The organism is uncultured Sunxiuqinia sp. (assembly GCF_947495665.1).
Lineage (GTDB): Bacteria > Bacteroidota > Bacteroidia > Bacteroidales > Prolixibacteraceae > Sunxiuqinia > Sunxiuqinia rutila.
On sequence record NZ_CANLZV010000002.1, the window covers coordinates 387083 to 404320 of the forward strand.

General features: G+C 42.0%; 14 protein-coding genes. 11 read left to right on the forward strand and 3 right to left on the reverse strand.

The genetic code is table 11. The features are described 5' to 3' along the window. Window positions 1-4 precede the first annotated feature (4 nt). A complete protein-coding gene (gene ftsY, locus Q1A18_RS04475) occupies window positions 5-955 on the forward strand; it encodes a signal recognition particle-docking protein FtsY (RefSeq protein WP_299577726.1) in 951 nt (316 codons plus the stop codon). A gap of 325 nt (window positions 956-1280) precedes the next feature. Beyond that, on the forward strand, window positions 1281-2576 hold the full coding sequence (gene rimO / locus Q1A18_RS04480; protein ID WP_299577727.1) for a 30S ribosomal protein S12 methylthiotransferase RimO: 1296 nt from the start codon (window positions 1281-1283) through the stop codon (window positions 2574-2576). Window positions 2577-2653: 77 nt separating this feature from the next. On the opposite strand, the gene Q1A18_RS04485 is transcribed toward rimO, so the two are convergent. Then, window positions 2654-3676: an alpha/beta hydrolase gene (locus tag Q1A18_RS04485; protein ID WP_299577728.1), complete on the reverse strand. Its 1023-nt coding sequence runs from the start codon at window positions 3674-3676 to the stop codon at window positions 2654-2656. Between the two features lie 355 nt (window positions 3677-4031). On the opposite strand from Q1A18_RS04485, the gene Q1A18_RS04490 reads away from it, so the two are divergent. The 4 genes from Q1A18_RS04490 (at window position 4032) to Q1A18_RS04505 (ending at window position 10146) form a co-directional block, all read left to right on the forward strand. Further along, window positions 4032-6764 carry a 2-oxoglutarate dehydrogenase E1 component gene (locus tag Q1A18_RS04490; protein ID WP_299577729.1) on the forward strand — a complete coding sequence of 911 codons (2733 nt, stop codon included), beginning with the start codon at window positions 4032-4034 and terminating at the stop codon, window positions 6762-6764. A 10-nt stretch (window positions 6765-6774) separates the two neighbouring features. Next, window positions 6775-8067 carry a 2-oxoglutarate dehydrogenase complex dihydrolipoyllysine-residue succinyltransferase gene (gene odhB, locus Q1A18_RS04495; protein ID WP_299577730.1) on the forward strand — a complete coding sequence of 431 codons (1293 nt, stop codon included), beginning with the start codon at window positions 6775-6777 and terminating at the stop codon, window positions 8065-8067. Window positions 8068-8337: 270 nt separating this feature from the next. Continuing rightward, entirely contained in the window at window positions 8338-9000 is a 663-nt protein-coding gene (locus Q1A18_RS04500) for a hypothetical protein (protein ID WP_299577731.1), read from the forward strand. Between the two features lie 192 nt (window positions 9001-9192). Further along, window positions 9193-10146: a D-2-hydroxyacid dehydrogenase gene (locus Q1A18_RS04505; protein ID WP_299577732.1), complete on the forward strand. Its 954-nt coding sequence runs from the start codon at window positions 9193-9195 to the stop codon at window positions 10144-10146. 32 nt (window positions 10147-10178) lie between these two features. Here Q1A18_RS04505 and Q1A18_RS04510 read toward each other — a convergent pair whose 3' ends face one another. Continuing rightward, on the reverse strand, window positions 10179-10367 hold the full coding sequence (locus Q1A18_RS04510) for a hypothetical protein (protein WP_299577733.1): 189 nt from the start codon (window positions 10365-10367) through the stop codon (window positions 10179-10181). Window positions 10368-10621: 254 nt separating this feature from the next. On the opposite strand from Q1A18_RS04510, the gene Q1A18_RS04515 reads away from it, so the two are divergent. The 4 genes from Q1A18_RS04515 (at window position 10622) to Q1A18_RS04530 (ending at window position 13440) form a co-directional block, all read left to right on the forward strand. Beyond that, window positions 10622-11206, forward strand: coding sequence for a thioredoxin family protein (locus Q1A18_RS04515; protein ID WP_299577734.1), 585 nt, complete (start codon window positions 10622-10624; stop codon window positions 11204-11206). Between the two features lie 142 nt (window positions 11207-11348). Then, window positions 11349-11921 carry a porin family protein gene (locus Q1A18_RS04520; protein WP_299577735.1) on the forward strand — a complete coding sequence of 191 codons (573 nt, stop codon included), beginning with the start codon at window positions 11349-11351 and terminating at the stop codon, window positions 11919-11921. Window positions 11922-12059: 138 nt separating this feature from the next. Continuing rightward, window positions 12060-12578 (forward strand): hypothetical protein, encoded by a 519-nt coding sequence (locus Q1A18_RS04525; RefSeq protein WP_299577736.1) that lies wholly within the window; start codon window positions 12060-12062, stop codon window positions 12576-12578. 391 nt (window positions 12579-12969) lie between these two features. Next, window positions 12970-13440: a hypothetical protein gene (locus Q1A18_RS04530; RefSeq protein ID WP_299577737.1), complete on the forward strand. Its 471-nt coding sequence runs from the start codon at window positions 12970-12972 to the stop codon at window positions 13438-13440. Window positions 13441-13500: 60 nt separating this feature from the next. Here the strand turns inward: Q1A18_RS04530 and Q1A18_RS04535 are convergent, their stop codons facing one another. Next, window positions 13501-13683 (reverse strand): hypothetical protein, encoded by a 183-nt coding sequence (locus Q1A18_RS04535; RefSeq protein ID WP_299577738.1) that lies wholly within the window; start codon window positions 13681-13683, stop codon window positions 13501-13503. Window positions 13684-13916: 233 nt separating this feature from the next. Here Q1A18_RS04535 and secA point away from each other — a divergent pair, with 233 nt between their 5' ends. After that, window positions 13917-17234 (forward strand): preprotein translocase subunit SecA, encoded by a 3318-nt coding sequence (gene secA / locus Q1A18_RS04540; RefSeq protein WP_299577739.1) that lies wholly within the window; start codon window positions 13917-13919, stop codon window positions 17232-17234. Window positions 17235-17238 lie beyond the last annotated feature (4 nt).

Sequence of the window (17238 nt, forward strand, 5' to 3'; positions counted from 1 at the left end):
AGCTATGGGTCTATTTGGATCATTTACAAAATCAAAAAAGGAAAGCCTTGATCAGGGGCTTTCAAAAACAAAAGAAAGCGTATTCAAAAAGCTGGGACGTGCCATCATTGGTAAGTCAAAGGTGGATGATGAAGTGCTTGATAATCTGGAAGAAGTGTTGATTTCTTCAGACGTTGGTGTGGACACGACACTGAAGATTATTGAACGCATTGAAGCCCGGGTTTCAAAAGATAAGTATTTTGGTGTTGATGAGCTCAATCAGTTACTGAAAGAAGAGATTGAAAAACTTCTTGACGAGAATAATACCAACGAAGAAGCCGATTTTGAACTTCCTGCAAGTAATGATCCTTATGTGATTATGGTAGTGGGAGTCAATGGTGTTGGAAAAACAACAACTATTGGCAAATTGGCCTATAATTTCAAAAAGGCCGGGAAAAAAGTGGTGCTTGGAGCAGCCGATACCTTTCGTGCGGCGGCTATCGATCAATTGCAGATTTGGGCTGAACGCGTGGATGTACCTTTGGTAAAGCAAAGCATGGGGTCTGATCCGGCATCGGTTGCTTATGATACGTTGGCATCGGCAAAGGCCAATGGGGCTGACGTGGTTATTATTGACACAGCAGGCCGCTTGCACAATAAGATAAACCTGATGAATGAGCTGACAAAAATTAAAAATGTGATGCGTAAAATCGTTCCTGATTCGCCACATGAAGTACTGCTTATTCTGGATGGCTCAACCGGCCAAAATGCCTTTGAGCAAGCCAAACAATTCACTAAAGCCACCGAGGTAAGCGCATTGGCTCTGACCAAGCTGGATGGAACAGCCAAAGGAGGCGTGGTGATTGGAATTTCTGACCAGTTTAAAATTCCGGTGAAGTACATCGGTATTGGGGAGAAAGTGGAAGATTTACAGCTTTTCCGAAGAAAAGCTTTTGTGGAGTCACTATTCTCTTAAAACACACTTCCCGAAGCAATGAAAGCTATCCCGAACTGGTTTCGGGAGCTGTTTTTCCGGACAGAGAGCTAGGTCATATCCATCTTCAAAGTAAAATAAAAACCACTTCAGACTTTGTTTGTTGTAGTGGTCGAAGATTCTAACTTATAACCCTAAACACCTACGGAACGAATGCTGCGCTTAAGCGCACTTCAACGAGAGACTCTTTTGAGCTTCCGAATAATTTGTGGCAACGAATTTAAAGTTGCCAGGCACAGAAGAGCATGCTTAAAACTCGTAGCGTATATTATAAGTTATTAATTAATTACAGACAATTTTTTATTCGATGAAAAGAGGAAAAGTTAACATATCAACCCTGGGATGTTCCAAAAACTTAGTAGATTCCGAAATGCTGCTCAACCAGTTGGATTTGAATGGTTTTAAGGTTGTTCACGACAGTGAAGATGATGATGTCAACATTGTCATTTTAAATACCTGTGGTTTTATTAAAGATGCCAAAGAGGAGTCGATCAATTCGATTTTGAACTATGCTGAAGCCCGAAAAAACGGGAAGCTGGATAAGTTGCTGGTAATGGGCTGTTTGTCGGCCCGCTATAAAAGCGATCTTGAAAATGAAATTCCTGAGGTGGACAAGTTCTATGGTAAGTTCGACTACAAAGAAATTATCAAGGATCTGAATGCCAACTTCTTTGAGCAAAAAATGTATCGTCGGGTAAAAACCACACCAAATCATTTTTCATACCTGAAAATCAGTGAAGGTTGTAACCGACATTGTTCGTTTTGTGCAATCCCTCAGTTTACCGGAATTCATAAATCACGCAGCATTGAAAGCCTGGTTGAAGAGGCTGAAAACCTGGTCAATGAAGGAACAAAGGAGCTGTTGGTTATTGCTCAGGATTTGTCGTACTACGGTATTGATATGTATGGCGAAAGTAAGCTGGCCGAGCTGATTGACCGCTTGGCAGATATCAAAGGCCTGGAGTGGATTCGGTTGCATTACGCATATCCTTCAAAATTTCCGATGGATTTGTTGAAAGTCATTCGGGAGCGCGACAATGTGGCCAAATACCTGGATTTGCCTTTGCAGCACATCAGCAACCACATGCTGGGGCGTATGCGCCGCAAAATCACCAAAGAAGAAACCATTGCACTTCTGCAGAAGATTCGTGAAGAGGTTCCGGGAATTGCCATACGTACAACCTTTTTAGTTGGTCATCCGGGTGAAACCGAGGCAGATTATGAGGAGCTGAAAGCTTTTGTTGCCGAGCAAAAGTTTGATCGGATGGGCGTTTTCTCCTATTCGGATGAAGATGATACCTACGCCTTTAAAATGTATGAGGATGATGTACCGGAAGAAACCAAGGAAGCGCGTGCTGCCGAATTGATGGAGATTCAACAGACGATTTCAGAGAAATTGAACACAGAAAAGGTTGGTAAAACCTTAAACGTATTGATTGATCGCGAAGAAGGCGACTACTTTATTGGAAGAACGGAATATGATTCACCTGAAGTAGATGGTGAAGTATTGATTGAAAAGGATGACCGTATTGAGATTGGTAATTTTTACCAGATTGCAATTTCCGATTCAACTGAATTTGACTTAATCGGCAGTCTTTCGTAAGGCTGAACCAAAATAGAGGCTAACAACAAAGCCGTATTTCAAGGATATTTTCTTTGAAATACGGCTTTGTTATTTTATTATTCTTCTGCAATGGGAAGGCTGGCGGCCTGCATTTTTAAAACTTCAGTGGCAAATTGAATGCAGGCTTGCTCTACTTCTGGCTGTGCTTTTGAGAATGCCTCACAGCCAATAACATGCGCCTGGGCATTAAAAGCCTGTTTGCGTTTCAAGGCAGATGGAGTTCCCAGTTGTTCGTACATTCTGAGCATGGCATCTACACGTACAATTTCATCCAGGTGTTCTTCGTCTTGGTAATAATACCCCAGAAAAACAGGTTGACTAATCCGCTGAAACAGTTTTTTATGCATGGTATTTTTTACCAATTGTTGCAAGTAAACCATTGCTTCCACCCGGTAGCTGCAGTTCCAGTGTTTACACTCTTCGTGGGCAGGATTATCGTTCACCACACGGTACTTGCCTCCGCTAGCCTTTCGCCCGATTTGAAGCCCCCAAGGACCTGCTAACAACCATGCCCCTGGGTTGTTAATTCGGATGTTGGGCGACAAAAGAATGAGGGCATCTACCATATCCGGAAATTCTGCAGCAAGTTTCAAGGATAAGGTACCTCCGGTAGAGGTGCTCATGATAATCACTTTCTTCCCGAGCAAATGAGCTATTTGAAGTGCTTCCTTGGCTGATTCGTACAAGCGGTCCGGAGTCATGTCCTGAAGCGGTTCAGGCCCATCCAAGCCATGGGAGGCAAGACGTGGCAGGTAAGCGTTGGCTTGAAAATGATGCGCAAAATTCAAATGCGTGGGCGTGCCTTCGTACCAGGAGGCTGAAAACCCATGCAAGTAGAGCAAGCAGTAGGGTGTTTTGGATTTCATGCTGTCGTTAGCCCAAACAATCCTTGCCTGGTTGTCCGGCTTTACCGGCTGCTTGGATTCCCGGTCCTGTATAAATGATTCAAGGTTGTTTATACTTACTTTTAAATCCTTTAATTCTGAAGAAAGTATCGGTTTCTCCGGACATGGACCGATTAAATAGAGTAAGACCAGAATGGCAAGGAAGGCTAACAGAATTCGAAAGAAGATTGTCATGAGATGTATTTTTAGGTTGCTGTTAAGATACTGAAAATTGGAATATCGATCTATTTGTTGCAAGTTTAAAGTTTGTAAATCATCAGTTCTGTTAAATGACAGGAAAAAGTAGCCAATATACAATGTTCTGAAAAAGTTTGTGCTATAATCAGGAAATGAGTGTCTTGCAGATTCTGCTTCTGAGACCTGTAAAATTGAATCATGAATGTGTATGCGATTTTGAACACCCGAAATTGCAATTAAGACACCTGCTTTCTGAGCTTCCTTGCTTTTCTTTGGAAGGCTTACTAAACTTTAAAATCAGATGGATTGTTAATCTACAATAACTATTTTTATAGAACCATAAAATCAACATATGGATAAATTCTCTGAAGTCGGCAATCAAGAAATTGCTGCTGTTGAAGAGCTTTACCAGGATTACCTGAATGATCCGGAAAGCGTTGAAGAAAGCTGGAGAAACTTTTTTAAAGGTTTCGAATTGGCTCGGGCAAATTATGCTACGGAAAAGATTGATTGGAATGAACCAATTAATAAAGAATTTGCAATTCTCAATCTCATTCATGGCTATCGGCAAAGAGGACATTTGTTCACGAAAACAAACCCGGTACGTTCGCGGAGAACCTATTCACCGACATTGGCCATTGAAAATTTTGGGCTGGAAGAAAGTGACCTGGATAAAGTTTTTGAGGCCGGAAAAAACATTGGTATTGGAGCGGCCAAGCTCAAAGATATCATTGCTCATCTTGAAGCTACCTATTGTAACTCCATAGGAGTTGAATATTTGTACGTGCGCGACCCGCAGGTATTGAGCTGGCTGCAGGAAAAGATGGAAAGTACAAAAAACTCACAGCCATTTACACCCGAAATGAAGAAGCATATTTTCTATCATTTAAAATTGGCAGTGGGCTTCGAAAGTTTTATTCATAAAAAATTTGTAGGCCAGAAACGCTTCTCGCTGGAAGGGGCCGAATCGCTGATACCGGCTTTAGATGCCGTTATTGAGCAAGGGGCAGAACTGGGCATTCGTGAATTTATCATTGGGATGGCTCATCGCGGACGGTTAAATATTCTGGCTAATATCATGAAAAAGCCGTATGAATATATCTTCAAAGAATTTTATGGCACCGAATACGAGGAAGACATTGCCTTGGGAGATGTGAAATACCACTTAGGTTATGAGAATGAAGTTATTTCGGACCAAGGGAAGAAGGTGAAACTGAGCCTAATGCCCAATCCATCGCACCTTGAAACGGTTGCTCCATTGGTAGAGGGAATGTCGCGTTCGCGCATCAATTCGCTTTATGATGGCGACTATGATAAAGTAGCTCCTATCATTATTCATGGTGATGCGGCTATTGCTGCGCAGGGAGTGGTGTATGAAGTGATTCAAATGTCGCAGCTTAAGGGATACAAGACAGGCGGAACCATTCACTTGGTGATTAACAACCAGGTGGGTTTTACCACCAATTACCTCGATGCACGTTCAAGTACCTATTGTACGGATGTGGCCAAAGTGACGCGTTCTCCCGTTTTTCATGTGAATGGCGATGACGTGGAGTCGCTGATTTACACGATTGAGCTAGCTATGGAATTCCGTCAAAAATTTAAAACGGATGTCTTTATCGATATTCTTTGTTACCGGAAATACGGACACAATGAGGGGGACGAACCCCGTTTTACCCAGCCTCAGTTATACAAAGCAATTTCGGAACATAAGAACCCACGAGATATTTATGCCGAAAAGCTAATTGCTCAGGGCATTATGACCGCTTCTGAAGTGAAAAATGACATCAAGGCTTTTGATGCATTGATGAATGCGAAATACAAAGATTCAGAAGAAATTGAAAAGCTTAAAATCAAACAGTTTTTGGTTGATGAGTACAAATCATACGAGAAACCTCAGAAAGTAGATTTTTTTGAAGTTGTGAAAACCGGCGTTCCAAAAGCCAAGCTGGTGGAGCTGGCCGAAAAAATCAACTCGGTGCCGGAAGGGATGAAGTTTTTCAATAAAATCAATCGGATACTGGCTGACCGCCGGCAAATGATTTTGGATGATCGCCTGGACTGGGGGATGGCCGAACTGCTGGCCTATGGAACCCTGGTTGACGAAGGACACCCGGTGCGTATCAGCGGGCAGGACTGCGAAAGAGGGACTTTTGCTCATCGTCATGCCGCTTTTGTTGTTGAAGACAAGGAAGATAAGTATTTTCCCCTAAAACATATCTCGCCAAAACAAGGGCCTTTTCACATCTATAATTCGCTGCTTTCAGAGTATGGAGTTATGGGGTTTGAATATGGTTACGCCATGGCTCAGCCTCAGGCATTAACGATCTGGGAAGCGCAGTTTGGTGATTTTAACAATGTTGCCCAGGTAATCATTGATCAATACATCACTTCAGCCAATGAAAAATGGGGGTTGATGAATAACCTGGTGCTTTTTCTACCGCATGGTTACGAGGGACAGGGGCCTGAACACTCCAGCGCGCGAATTGAACGTTTCCTTGCACAGGCAGCCAACAACAACATGCAGATTGTTGAGCCGACAACACCCGACAACTTTTTTCACATGCTGAGAAGGCATATGAACATGCCCACTCGTGTTCCCTTAATTGTTTTTACACCGAAGAGCTTGCTCAGACACCCAATGGTGACTTGTTCGCTGGAAGAACTGGCTCATGGGCATTTTCAAGAGTTAATTGATGATCAGTTAGCTGATCCGAAGAAGGTTAAACAGCTTGTTTTTACTTCCGGAAGACTGTATTATGATTTGGTCAAAAGGCGACGGGAGTCAAGTGCAGACACAACTGCGATTGTGCGGCTGGAGCAGGTTTATCCTATTCCAACGAATCAAATCCATGAGATTCTGAAAAAGTACAAGAAAGCAGAGCGTATTGTATGGGCACAGGACGAACCTGGCAATATGGGAGCATGGCCGTTTATTTCCCGCAACCTGAAAGATATTCCTTTTGAGGTGATTTCGCGTTCGGAAAGCGGTAGCCCGGCTGGTGGGCTCATGAAGCAGCACAACAATCGATTAAATAAGATCCTGGAACAAGTATTTAATGCTGAAGAATTAGCAAAAGCATAAGAAAAAAATCATGATCATTGAAATAAAAGTACCAACACCCGGAGAGTCAATAACAGAAGTCGAGCTTGGAAGATGGCTGGTAGAAGACGGTGCTGTTGTTGATAAAGATGACGAAATTGCCGAGATTGAATCGGATAAAGCAACCTTGACCTTGGTGGCCGATGAAGGCGGAAAAGTGAAATTTAACGCACAGGAAGGCGATACCATTGAAGTTGGCGCCATTGCCTGCACCATTGACACCTCATTTCAAGGGGAGGCATCGGAAGAAAAGCAGCCAGCGGAAAAAGCAACAAAATCAGCTACCGAAGAGCAGCAGGAAGAGGTTGAAGTCCCTGCGAAGACCCCGGATAAAAAGGGGTCTAAAGAGAAAGAGAAGCCCTCGCAGGCCGAAGAAACAACTGACCAGTCGCATGTGAAAATCACTTCTGTGGCCAAAAAAATGATGGAAGAAAATAACCTGTCGGTGGATGATATTTTGCAAGGCTTAAAACGAATTTCAAAAAAGGAGGTTGAAGCGGTTATTGACTTGCCTAAGGCGCAAACAGCAGTTACTCCTTCGCAGACGGCCTTCTCGCGTGAGGAAAAGCGGGAGCGTATGAGTTCGCTACGCCGTAAGTTGAGTCAGCGCCTGGTGGCTGTAAAGAATGAAACAGCCATGCTAACTACTTTCAACGAGATTGATATGAGCCGGGTGATGGAGCTGCGCAAAAATCATCAGGCGCGTTTTATCGAAAAGCACGACTTCAAGCTTGGCTTTATGGGATTCTTTACAAAAGCGGCAGCTGTGGCCATGAACTTTCATCCGGCAATCAACTCCATGCTGGATGGAGAGGAGATTATTCAGCCTGAGTTTGTGGACGTGGGCATTGCTGTGCAAACCCCCAAGGGATTGATGGTTCCTATTATTCGAAATACTGAAAGTAAGTCGGTTCCTCAGATTGAGAAAGACCTGAAAGATTTGGCAGAAAAGGCTCGGAATAAGAAAATTTCGGTGGAAGAGTTAACCGGCGGTACCTTTACCATTACCAATGGAGGTACTTTTGGCTCTTTATTGTCCACGCCAATTATTAATCCTCCACAGTCAGCTATCCTAGGCATGCACAACATTGTTGACCGCCCGGTGGCCATCAATGGCAAGGTGGAAATTCGCCCGATGATGTATGTGGCCTTATCCTACGATCACCGGATAATTGATGGAAAAGACTCTGTTGGATTCCTGGTGAAAGTAAAAGAACTGATTGAAAATCCGGAGCGTTTATTGAATCAGGGGATCAACCCCGAAGAATTGTTGCTGGACTTATAAACGTCAGCTTAGATAAAAATTTGAAAGACTGTCTCTGTATCAGAGATGGTCTTTTGCATGAATAAAGAATTATAGACGATAATGTTAGGTCTGATAATTGGAGATATGGCCGGAGTAGAGGCCCAAATTAGCCGTGATGAGGTCAATGACAAGCGAATGCTCTTACATGCTCACTCCTGGTCTTTTTCGGCAGTACTGGCAATGGCTTGTGCTAATTGGCTTGTTTTTTCAGGAGAAAAAGGAATTATTTGCTCAGAGCGACTGGCCCTCATGGCCAAAGAAAGGGTTACTGCCCATCATGGAGTAAAATATTCTAAAGCACTTAAGGAAACTTTCTTTGCCGAAAGAAAGACGCTGACACCTTCAGCAAAAAACCTTCCGGAAGTTTGCATTGGGCTAACACCCATTGGGGCTTTCTTGACAAGCTCAGAAGAAATAAAAGAATTGACACACAGTGCTTCTCAAGCGTTTTCTGTCCATGTAGAAACAGCGAAATTTTCAAGGGCAAGTTCACTCTTGGTCTCTTTGCTTATGCACTGCGAAAGGAAGGAAATGGCTTTGAGTCGTTTTTTTGAAGCATTTGAGGTCAATATTAATCAAAAGCCATTTGACAGATTAAAGAGGGAAGCAGGGAATCCAGAGGCCCCTGAAGACATTTTTTTGCGGGCACTGGCTGCCTTTACCGAAACGTATAGTTTTGAAGATGCGATAAGAAGAGGGGTTCAGCTAAATGTTGGAAATAGCAATGTTTCAGCCCTTACAGGAGCTTTTGCTGAGGCTTTTTATAAGAATATTTCGTATGATTCAATAACGAAAGCCCTAATGAAATTGCCTGTAAATGAGCAGAGAACCATCAAGCAGTACTATGCTGTAATCGCGAATCGGTCTCAAGTCCTCTCAGCTCGAATTCATAACATCTTTGACGAGCTATAGTTTGATGCCTTGTTAGTATAGAAAGGCTTTGAGTTAAAAGGGCGGATTGTCTTTCTGGAATACATTATTGTGCCTCCGGATTTGATGCAATTTCAGTTTTTGAGCGGATAGCGTTTAGGTATCCTTGTAAGTTCCATTCCTTTTTTCAGCTTTATTTCCTTACTTTCGGCTTACTAATACAAAAGATTTAAAATGAAAATAGTTGTTTTAGATGGGTTTACCTTAAATCCTGGCGATTTGAGTTGGGATGATTTAAAAGCCATTGGACAGTGCGACATATATGACAACACCCCGAACGAATTACGCATTGAGCGGATTGGAAATGCTGAAATTGTTTTCACCAATAAAGTGGTACTTGATGCAGCGCTTTTCAGTGCCTGTCCTTCGATAAAGTATGTGGGTGTTTTAGCTACGGGCTATAATGTGGTTGATTTAGATGCCGCCAGTAAAGCGGGGATTGTGGTGACTAACATACCGGCTTATAGCACGGAATCTGTGGCGCAAATGGTGTTTGCTCACCTGTTTCATATTGCCAACCAGGTACACCTGCATGCGCAGGCAGTAAGCCAGGGAGATTGGGTGAATTCTAAGAATTTTTCTTTTTGTGTTTCTCCACAGGTTGAGTTGAGCGGAAAAACACTTGGCATAGTCGGGTTTGGTCAAATAGGCCGAAAAGTGGCCGCTATTGGAGCTGCCTTAGGAATGACCATCTTATTTCAGAACAGGTCGGTAAAAACCGATATCCCCGAAGAATTTACCCAATGCCAGCTGGACGAACTGTTGACCCAATCAGATGTTGTAAGCCTCAATTGTCCGTTAACGGCAACTAACGCAGGGTTCATCAATAAAAGCAAGCTGGACTTAATGAAACCTGGCTCAATCTTAATCAATACCGGGCGCGGTCCATTAATTAACGAGCAGGATTTGGCAGATGCACTGAATAGTGGGCATCTGGCTGCAGCTGGGCTGGATGTATTATCAACCGAACCACCTGAAGCTGACAACCCACTGTTAACGGCCAAAAACTGTTACATTACTCCCCATATTGCCTGGGCTACAAAGGAAGCACGCCAGCGCTTAATGAGCATTGCGGTAGGTAACCTAAAAGCTTTCCTGAATAGAAAAAAGCTTAATGTAATTAACTAGCAGAAATGGTCGAAAAATGGAACTTGGAGTATCTATTCGTATAAGTCTTCGCTTGAATTAAAGTCATTAAAATCTATCTCATCATCAAATTCATCATAAATAGACAGGCGGCGTTTTGAACCTCGATCTTTTTTGGTACCCTTTGGTGATTTGCTCCCAGAATCAACATCTTCAAAGTCAAAGTGCTTTTGCATTTTTTTGGAGCTTTTCTTTGATTTCATTTTTGTTTTAATAATCTTTAAATTAATAACTTACATCTAAACAATACCCGGAGGTATTGTATTTGTAAACTAGAAAATTTTTTTTCTAATTTCCAAATCAGATTAGATGTTTTTTTAGTTAGTCGTTACGAGATAACGTTCTGATTGGTTATCAGGTACTGCTTTTTTTCGACCAGTAAATCCTTCAAAAGTTACTCCCAACAAGTTTCACCTTTCGCTTGTTACCTATTTTGTAACCTATAAAATGATAAATAATGAGTTTTACACTTGAAATAGGCGCCCAGGCTAAAGATTTTCGACTTCCTGCTACGGATGGCAAAGCGTACTCGTTGAACGATTTTGAGTCGGCCCGGTTTTTGGTCATATTTTTTACCTGTAACCATTGTCCCTATGTTGTGGGTAGCGATGAAATTACCCGCAGTACAGCTGAAAAATACAAAGCCGAAGGGGTTCAGTTTGTGGCTATTAATTCGAACAGCGGAAATACTTACCGGGAAGATGATTTTGACCACATGGTGGAGCGTATGCAGAATCATCGTTTTCCTTGGGTGTATTTACGTGATGAGAGTCAGGAGATTGCCCGAAAATATGGTGCTCTGAGAACGCCTCACTTTTATGTCTTTGATCAAAGCCGGCACTTGGTTTATACGGGCAGGGGCGTGGACTCTCCCCGGGATGCTTCACGCATTACCGAAAGCGACTTGGACCGAACGCTTCATGAGCTTGTTTCCGGAAAGAAAGTTTCTGTACCTGTTACCAATCCAATTGGTTGCAATGTGAAGTGGGAAGGCAAAGACAGACACTGGATGCCACCCGAAGCCTGCGACTTGGTCTTTTAAGCCAGAACTGATCGGTAATTTCGATGGGAAATACTGCCACAGATTGCTTATGATATTGTATTTTTGGGTTTATATTCAAAGTAGCCAAAACAATTTATGTTATCAACTAGCGTTAGAGTTTAAACCAAACATTTATTATATCATGAAAAAACTTGCAATCATTTTATTATTGACTTCTTTTTTACTTCCGGCAACAGCGCAACTACCTTTGGAGTTGGGATTAAAAGGGGGATTCACCAGCTCGAAATTGACAACTGATCTTAGTCAATACAACGAAGAAAGTATCAGTAAATTCCATGCGGGAGCTTTTGCTCGCGTAAATATTGGTCGTATTTATGTTCAGCCTGAAGCATATTTTAACTCCAAGGGTGGCGACTTGAAAGAAGATGGTGTCGTTAATTCATTCGACTTGAAAACCGTTGATGTTCCGGTACTGCTCGGACTTAATCTGATAAAAAAAGGGCCAGTGGCTTTACGAGCCAATGCCGGACCGGTCTTTTCATTTGTGACCAAGAAGGAGCTGAATAGTGTCGATTTTGATAAAGATCAATTGGAGGACAATTTCCTGGCTTGGCAATATGGACTTGGAATCGATTTTATGATGTTTACGCTAGATGCCCGGATGGAAAATGGTTCAGGAGATTTGTATTCAGGGCCAAACTTGGAAAGCAAGAGCAAAAGTTTTATTATTAGCCTTGGCTTTAAAATTTTATAGTCTGGCTTGTTGAATTACAGAATAATTCGATTGATTTGTGATTAAGCTAATTTTAGAGTTGTTAATAATCATAAAATACCAACTTAAAGGTTTTTGATTGAGTCAATTCTTTCTATTTTTGTTACAGCAAATTATCGAATGAAAACATTTATTCTTTCTATATTATTTTTGATTTCAGGATTTATTGTATCAGCCCAATCCGATTCGGTCCGGGTAAGTACAATAAATCCTGAATATGACTTTTTGTATAAAGAGTTATTCAACTTTTCACCCAACTCCACTTTTGGAAGCCTCGAACTGGAGAGCGCTGCCGGCTTACAATCTAATTTGAACTTCAAACCCAATCTTGTTTTCAATCTTGATCCTTTCTCAAGTATGAAAACACTAAGTCTCTCCAATGGAATGCCTTTTCTGCATCCCTTTGTTAATCAGCTCGAAATAACTAACCAGGAACAGTATCAGTTGAACGATAAACTAAGTTTAGGCGGGAGTAGCTTTGTTGGGAATTCTGTTTTTAATCCTCTTCCTGCGAATCCATCACTGAAAGACATAAGTATCTACGGAGCATCGATGTTTTTGGAATATAAAGTGTCCAAGAAATTCAAAATTGGTGGCGGTTTTAGCATTACCAATCAAAATCAGCCAGGCATCTGGTAATTTCATTCGGGTTTTCAACCCCGTTTCGTAGCGTTTAAACGCTGTCAACCTTTCGTTTTCCACCCTTATTTTCTTCCGTTTCTATCAATTCCAGCCATAGTCTCATTTCTTCGAGCATGAAGGGCAAAATTTTTTGTGTTCTTCAATTCGAATACCTCTCTTTTCGTGCTAACTGGATTTTTTGTGCAAAATTTTTCTGCTTTTTGGTTGACGATTTTGGCGCGTTTACCCCTCAAAAAAGGTTGTTTGTCGAAAGTGCCCCAAGTAGCGGACCAAAAGGTGTAATTTTCTAAAAAGTTGCTCGTCTATTAAGTAAACAATTAGAAAACAATGGGATTGTAGCAAATCTCAATTCAGAACAGAAACAATTTGAACACTTAAATCCAAAGTCATGAAAAACAGAATTATTACCGGAATTAGCCTTTTTGTATTTTGCCTGGTCGCACTTGCCTCTCAGGCAGCGGACACAAATCGTTCTTTCAACGATTACGACATTGTACCTGTAGCCAATGATGAATTGTCAGCCTCAGCTGATAAGGCCTGGGTACTATCCTACGATCATGATGAAACCCCAATCATCATTACACTGCATGAAAATAAACGCTCAAAAAATTATGTGGTACGTGGAGAGCATTTCGAAGTTTCTTATGTGTGTTGCAAGAAAGGATTTGGAGCAACACGGGTAAAAGCGCAGTACAGCGAAATTCCGGAGGAACTCGTAAGCAGCGTGCTTAATGAAAAAGAGTTGGATCGGCAACGAATTCTGACTCCTAATCAAGTGACCGATGATCAAGCTCTTGGCTTAATTGCTTCATATTTGCCAAGCTTGATTAATCCGAGCTATCAACATCTTCTGAACTAGTTTTTTAATAAAAACAGCATCAATTCGAAAGCTGCTTCCCCCCAGGAGCAGCTTTTTCTTTTAAATACAGCCGCAAACAAAGCCATCGGCCAGTCCTTCCGTTAAGGCTTGCACTGCTTCCTTTTCTTGCTCAGAGCCTTTGCATGAAGGACACACCGGAAGGTTTAATTCCTTGTTGATAGTTGATGTTTGTGGATCAACTGTTTGTTGACACACAAAGCAGCACGTTGCAAAATCGTTCATTTCTTTTCTTTCTTGTATTTTAGGCTGCAAAACTACTAAATTGCACGATTTATAAGGCGAAATCCTGTTGTATTGGCAGTTTATCGAACATGCTATGTTATTATGGCGTGTTTTCGTCAAAATAGGCGAGTGGCACGATTATTATTGAAAAAAAACAAGACACAAATATATAAACTAGTACAGATTGACTACTTTTGTGTCCGTTCACATTAAAATATAAGAAATTTTAGATAATGGCATTTGTAAATAAAATTTTAGGCAAATTTTTGGGCAACAAATCAGATCGCGATATTCGTGAGATCACCCCAATCGTTGAACAAATCAAAATTGAATACGAACGTATTTCAAAACTTTCCATAGATGAGTTAAGAGCTGAATCCAAACGATTAAAGCAGGTAATTCAGGATCGCATACAGGCTGATCTGGATGAAATTGCAACTTTGAAAGCTAAGGTTGAAGAAGTTGACATCCAGGAAAGTGAAAAAATATACCAACAAGTTGATAAAATAGAGGAACAAATTAATGAAAAGATTGAAGCTGTTCTGAATGAAATATTACCGGCTGCATTTGCTGTTGTGAAAGATACCGCACGCCGTTTTGCTGAAAATGAATCCTTGGTGGTGACAGCAACGGACTTTGACCGGGAGCTTGCAGCAGGAAGAGATAGCATTGAAATAGACGGTGAGCAAGCTGTTTGGTATAACAAATGGGCTGCCGGAGGATCTGAGGTAACCTGGGACATGATTCACTACGACGTGCAATTGATTGGTGGAGTTGTGCTTCACCAGGGAAAAATTGCAGAGATGGCGACTGGTGAAGGTAAAACGCTTGTGGCAACATTGCCTGTTTTCCTGAACGCGCTGGCTGGTCGTGGGGTACATGTTGTAACCGTGAACGATTACCTGTCAAAACGTGACTCCGAATGGATGGGGCCAATTTTTGAATTCCATGGTCTGAGCGTTGACTGCATCGATAAGCACCGGCCCAACTCGGATGCCCGTCGTAAAGCCTACAATTCGGATGTTACCTATGGAACCAACAATGAGTTTGGTTTTGATTACTTGCGTGACAACATGGCCATTAACCCACAAGACTTGGTGCAGCGCAAGCACCATTATGCCATTGTCGATGAGGTTGACTCGGTATTGATTGATGATGCCCGTACGCCGTTGATTATTTCTGGACCTGTACCTAAGGGAGATAATCAGAAATTTGACGAACTGAAACCCAAAGTGGAGAAGTTGGTTTCGGCACAAAAGAATTTTGTTTCGCAATGTTTAACGGATGCCAAACGCCTGCTAACCAAAGATAATCCAACCAAAGAAGAGCGGGAAGAAGGGGCATTGCAGTTGCTTCGAGCGCACAAAGGGCTTCCCAAAACCAAAGCCATTATTAAATTCCTGAGTGAAGAGGGAATTAAAGCAGCGATGCAAAAGACGGAAAATTACTATATGCAGGATAACAGCAAAAACATGCATATTGTAACGGATCCGCTTTACTTTATCATCGAAGAAAAACAAAACTCAGTTGAGCTTACCGATAAAGGAATTGACTTGATTTCGGCCGATGTGGATGATCCGGAATTCTTTGTACTGCCCGATATGGGCGGCATGATTGCTGAAATTGAGAATGACAGCCAGTTATCTCACGAAGAGCAATTGGAAAAGAAGGATGATTTATTGCAAAACTATGCCGTAAAATCAGAACGGGTACACACCATTAACCAGTTGTTGAAAGCTTACGCCATGTTTGAAAAAGACGTGGAATACGTGGTAATCGACAATAAAGTTAAAATTGTAGATGAGCAAACCGGCCGTATTATGGAAGGCCGTCGTTACTCGGATGGTTTGCATCAGGCGATTGAAGCGAAAGAACGTGTGAAGGTTGAAGCAGCCACCCAAACATTTGCAACAGTAACACTGCAGAATTATTTCAGGATGTACCATAAATTGAGTGGTATGACTGGTACTGCGGAGACCGAAGCTGGCGAATTATGGGACATCTACGAATTGGAGGTTGTGGTTATTCCTACCAACCGTCCGATTATTCGGGATGACCGGGAAGATTTGGTTTATAAGACAAAACGCGAAAAATACAATGCCGTTATTCTGGAAATCGTTGAACTGAATAAAGCCGGACGCCCTGTCTTGGTGGGGACGACTTCGGTTGAAATTTCAGAATTGCTGAGCCGGATGTTGAAAATACGAGGAATCAAGCATAATGTATTGAATGCGAAAATGCATGCTCGTGAAGCAGATATTGTTGCTGACGCCGGTGTTGCTGGAATGGTGACGATCGCTACAAACATGGCGGGTCGTGGTACCGATATTAAACTGACAAAAGAAGTTAAAGAGCGTGGTGGTTTGGCCATTATTGGTACCGAGCGTCATGATTCGCGTCGCGTTGACCGCCAGCTTCGTGGACGTTCCGGACGTCAGGGAGACCCAGGTAGTTCTCAGTTCTTTGTTTCGTTGGAAGACGATTTGATGCGTTTGTTCAACTCAGACCGGATTACCGGAATTATGGACCGTTTGGGCTTGGATGAAGGAGAAGTGATTCAGCACTCGATGATTACCAAATCAATTGAGCGTGCCCAACGAAAGGTTGAAGAAAACAACTTCGGTATTCGTAAGCGTTTGCTTGAATACGATGATGTAATGAACTCGCAACGTGAAGTCATCTATAAAAAACGTCACCATGCCTTGTTTGGTGAGCGACTTGAAGTTGACTTGTTGAACATGATGTATGATTCACTGGAAAATCTGGTGAACGAATACTATGGCAGTGATCAGTTTGAAGACTTCAACTTGGAATTGGTTCGTTTAGTTTCTATTGAATCTCCGGTTTCTGAAGAGGATTTTGGGAAATTGAAGCCGGAAGAAATTATTGACAAAATCTACCAGGTCATGATCAACACCTTTACCCGGAAAGTTGAAACCATTTCAAAGCAAGCTTACCCGGTTATTAAGGATGTTTACGAGCGTAAATCTCATATTTACCAAAATATTGTTGTTCCAATTTCTGATGGGAAACGAATTTTCCAAATTATTACCAACCTGGAGAAAGCGTATAATAACCACGGAAAAGAATTGGTGAAGTCATACCAAAAGCAAGTGGTTCTTTCTACCATTGATGAAGCATGGAAAGAGCAATTACGCGAGATGGATGACTTGAAACAATCGGTTCAGAATGCGACCTACGAGCAGAAAGATCCTTTGCTGATTTATAAGTTTGAATCGTTCAACCTCTTTAAGGTGATGGTACAAAAGGTGAATAAAGATGTTGTATCAACTTTAATGAAGGGGCATATCCCAATTTCTGATCCGAATGAAGTACGCGAAGCAGAAGACCGGAAACGGACGGATATGAGTAAATACTCAACTCAAAAGTCTGACATGCCGGAAGGTGGTTCGCGAAGTGCAGGACAGGACACCAGAGAGAAGCCCCGGGTTCAACCGGTAAGGGTGGAGAAAAGAGTAGGACGTAATGAGCCTTGCCCTTGCGGTAGCGGAAAAAAATACAAAAGCTGTCACGGCAAAAACGCCGAATAAAAAA

Bases quoted from the DNA above. Each gene is read 5' to 3' on its own strand.
- Q1A18_RS04525 (WP_299577736.1), top strand. From the start codon at position 12,060: ATGAAAACATTTATTCTTTCTATATTATTTTTGATTTCAGGATTTATT.
- Q1A18_RS04535 (WP_299577738.1), bottom strand. From the start codon at position 13,683: ATGAACGATTTTGCAACGTGCTGCTTTGTGTGTCAACAAACAGTTGAT.
- Q1A18_RS04530 (WP_299577737.1), top strand. From the start codon at position 12,970: ATGAAAAACAGAATTATTACCGGAATTAGCCTTTTTGTATTTTGCCTG.
- ftsY (WP_299577726.1), top strand. From the start codon at position 5: ATGGGTCTATTTGGATCATTTACAAAATCAAAAAAGGAAAGCCTTGAT.
- Q1A18_RS04490 (WP_299577729.1), top strand. From the start codon at position 4,032: ATGGATAAATTCTCTGAAGTCGGCAATCAAGAAATTGCTGCTGTTGAA.
- rimO (WP_299577727.1), top strand. From the start codon at position 1,281: ATGAAAAGAGGAAAAGTTAACATATCAACCCTGGGATGTTCCAAAAAC.
- Q1A18_RS04505 (WP_299577732.1), top strand. From the start codon at position 9,193: ATGAAAATAGTTGTTTTAGATGGGTTTACCTTAAATCCTGGCGATTTG.
- odhB (WP_299577730.1), top strand. From the start codon at position 6,775: ATGATCATTGAAATAAAAGTACCAACACCCGGAGAGTCAATAACAGAA.
- Q1A18_RS04485 (WP_299577728.1), bottom strand. From the start codon at position 3,676: ATGACAATCTTCTTTCGAATTCTGTTAGCCTTCCTTGCCATTCTGGTC.
- Q1A18_RS04510 (WP_299577733.1), bottom strand. From the start codon at position 10,367: ATGAAATCAAAGAAAAGCTCCAAAAAAATGCAAAAGCACTTTGACTTT.
- secA (WP_299577739.1), top strand. From the start codon at position 13,917: ATGGCATTTGTAAATAAAATTTTAGGCAAATTTTTGGGCAACAAATCA.
- Q1A18_RS04515 (WP_299577734.1), top strand. From the start codon at position 10,622: ATGAGTTTTACACTTGAAATAGGCGCCCAGGCTAAAGATTTTCGACTT.
- Q1A18_RS04500 (WP_299577731.1), top strand. From the start codon at position 8,338: ATGGCCAAAGAAAGGGTTACTGCCCATCATGGAGTAAAATATTCTAAA.
- Q1A18_RS04520 (WP_299577735.1), top strand. From the start codon at position 11,349: ATGAAAAAACTTGCAATCATTTTATTATTGACTTCTTTTTTACTTCCG.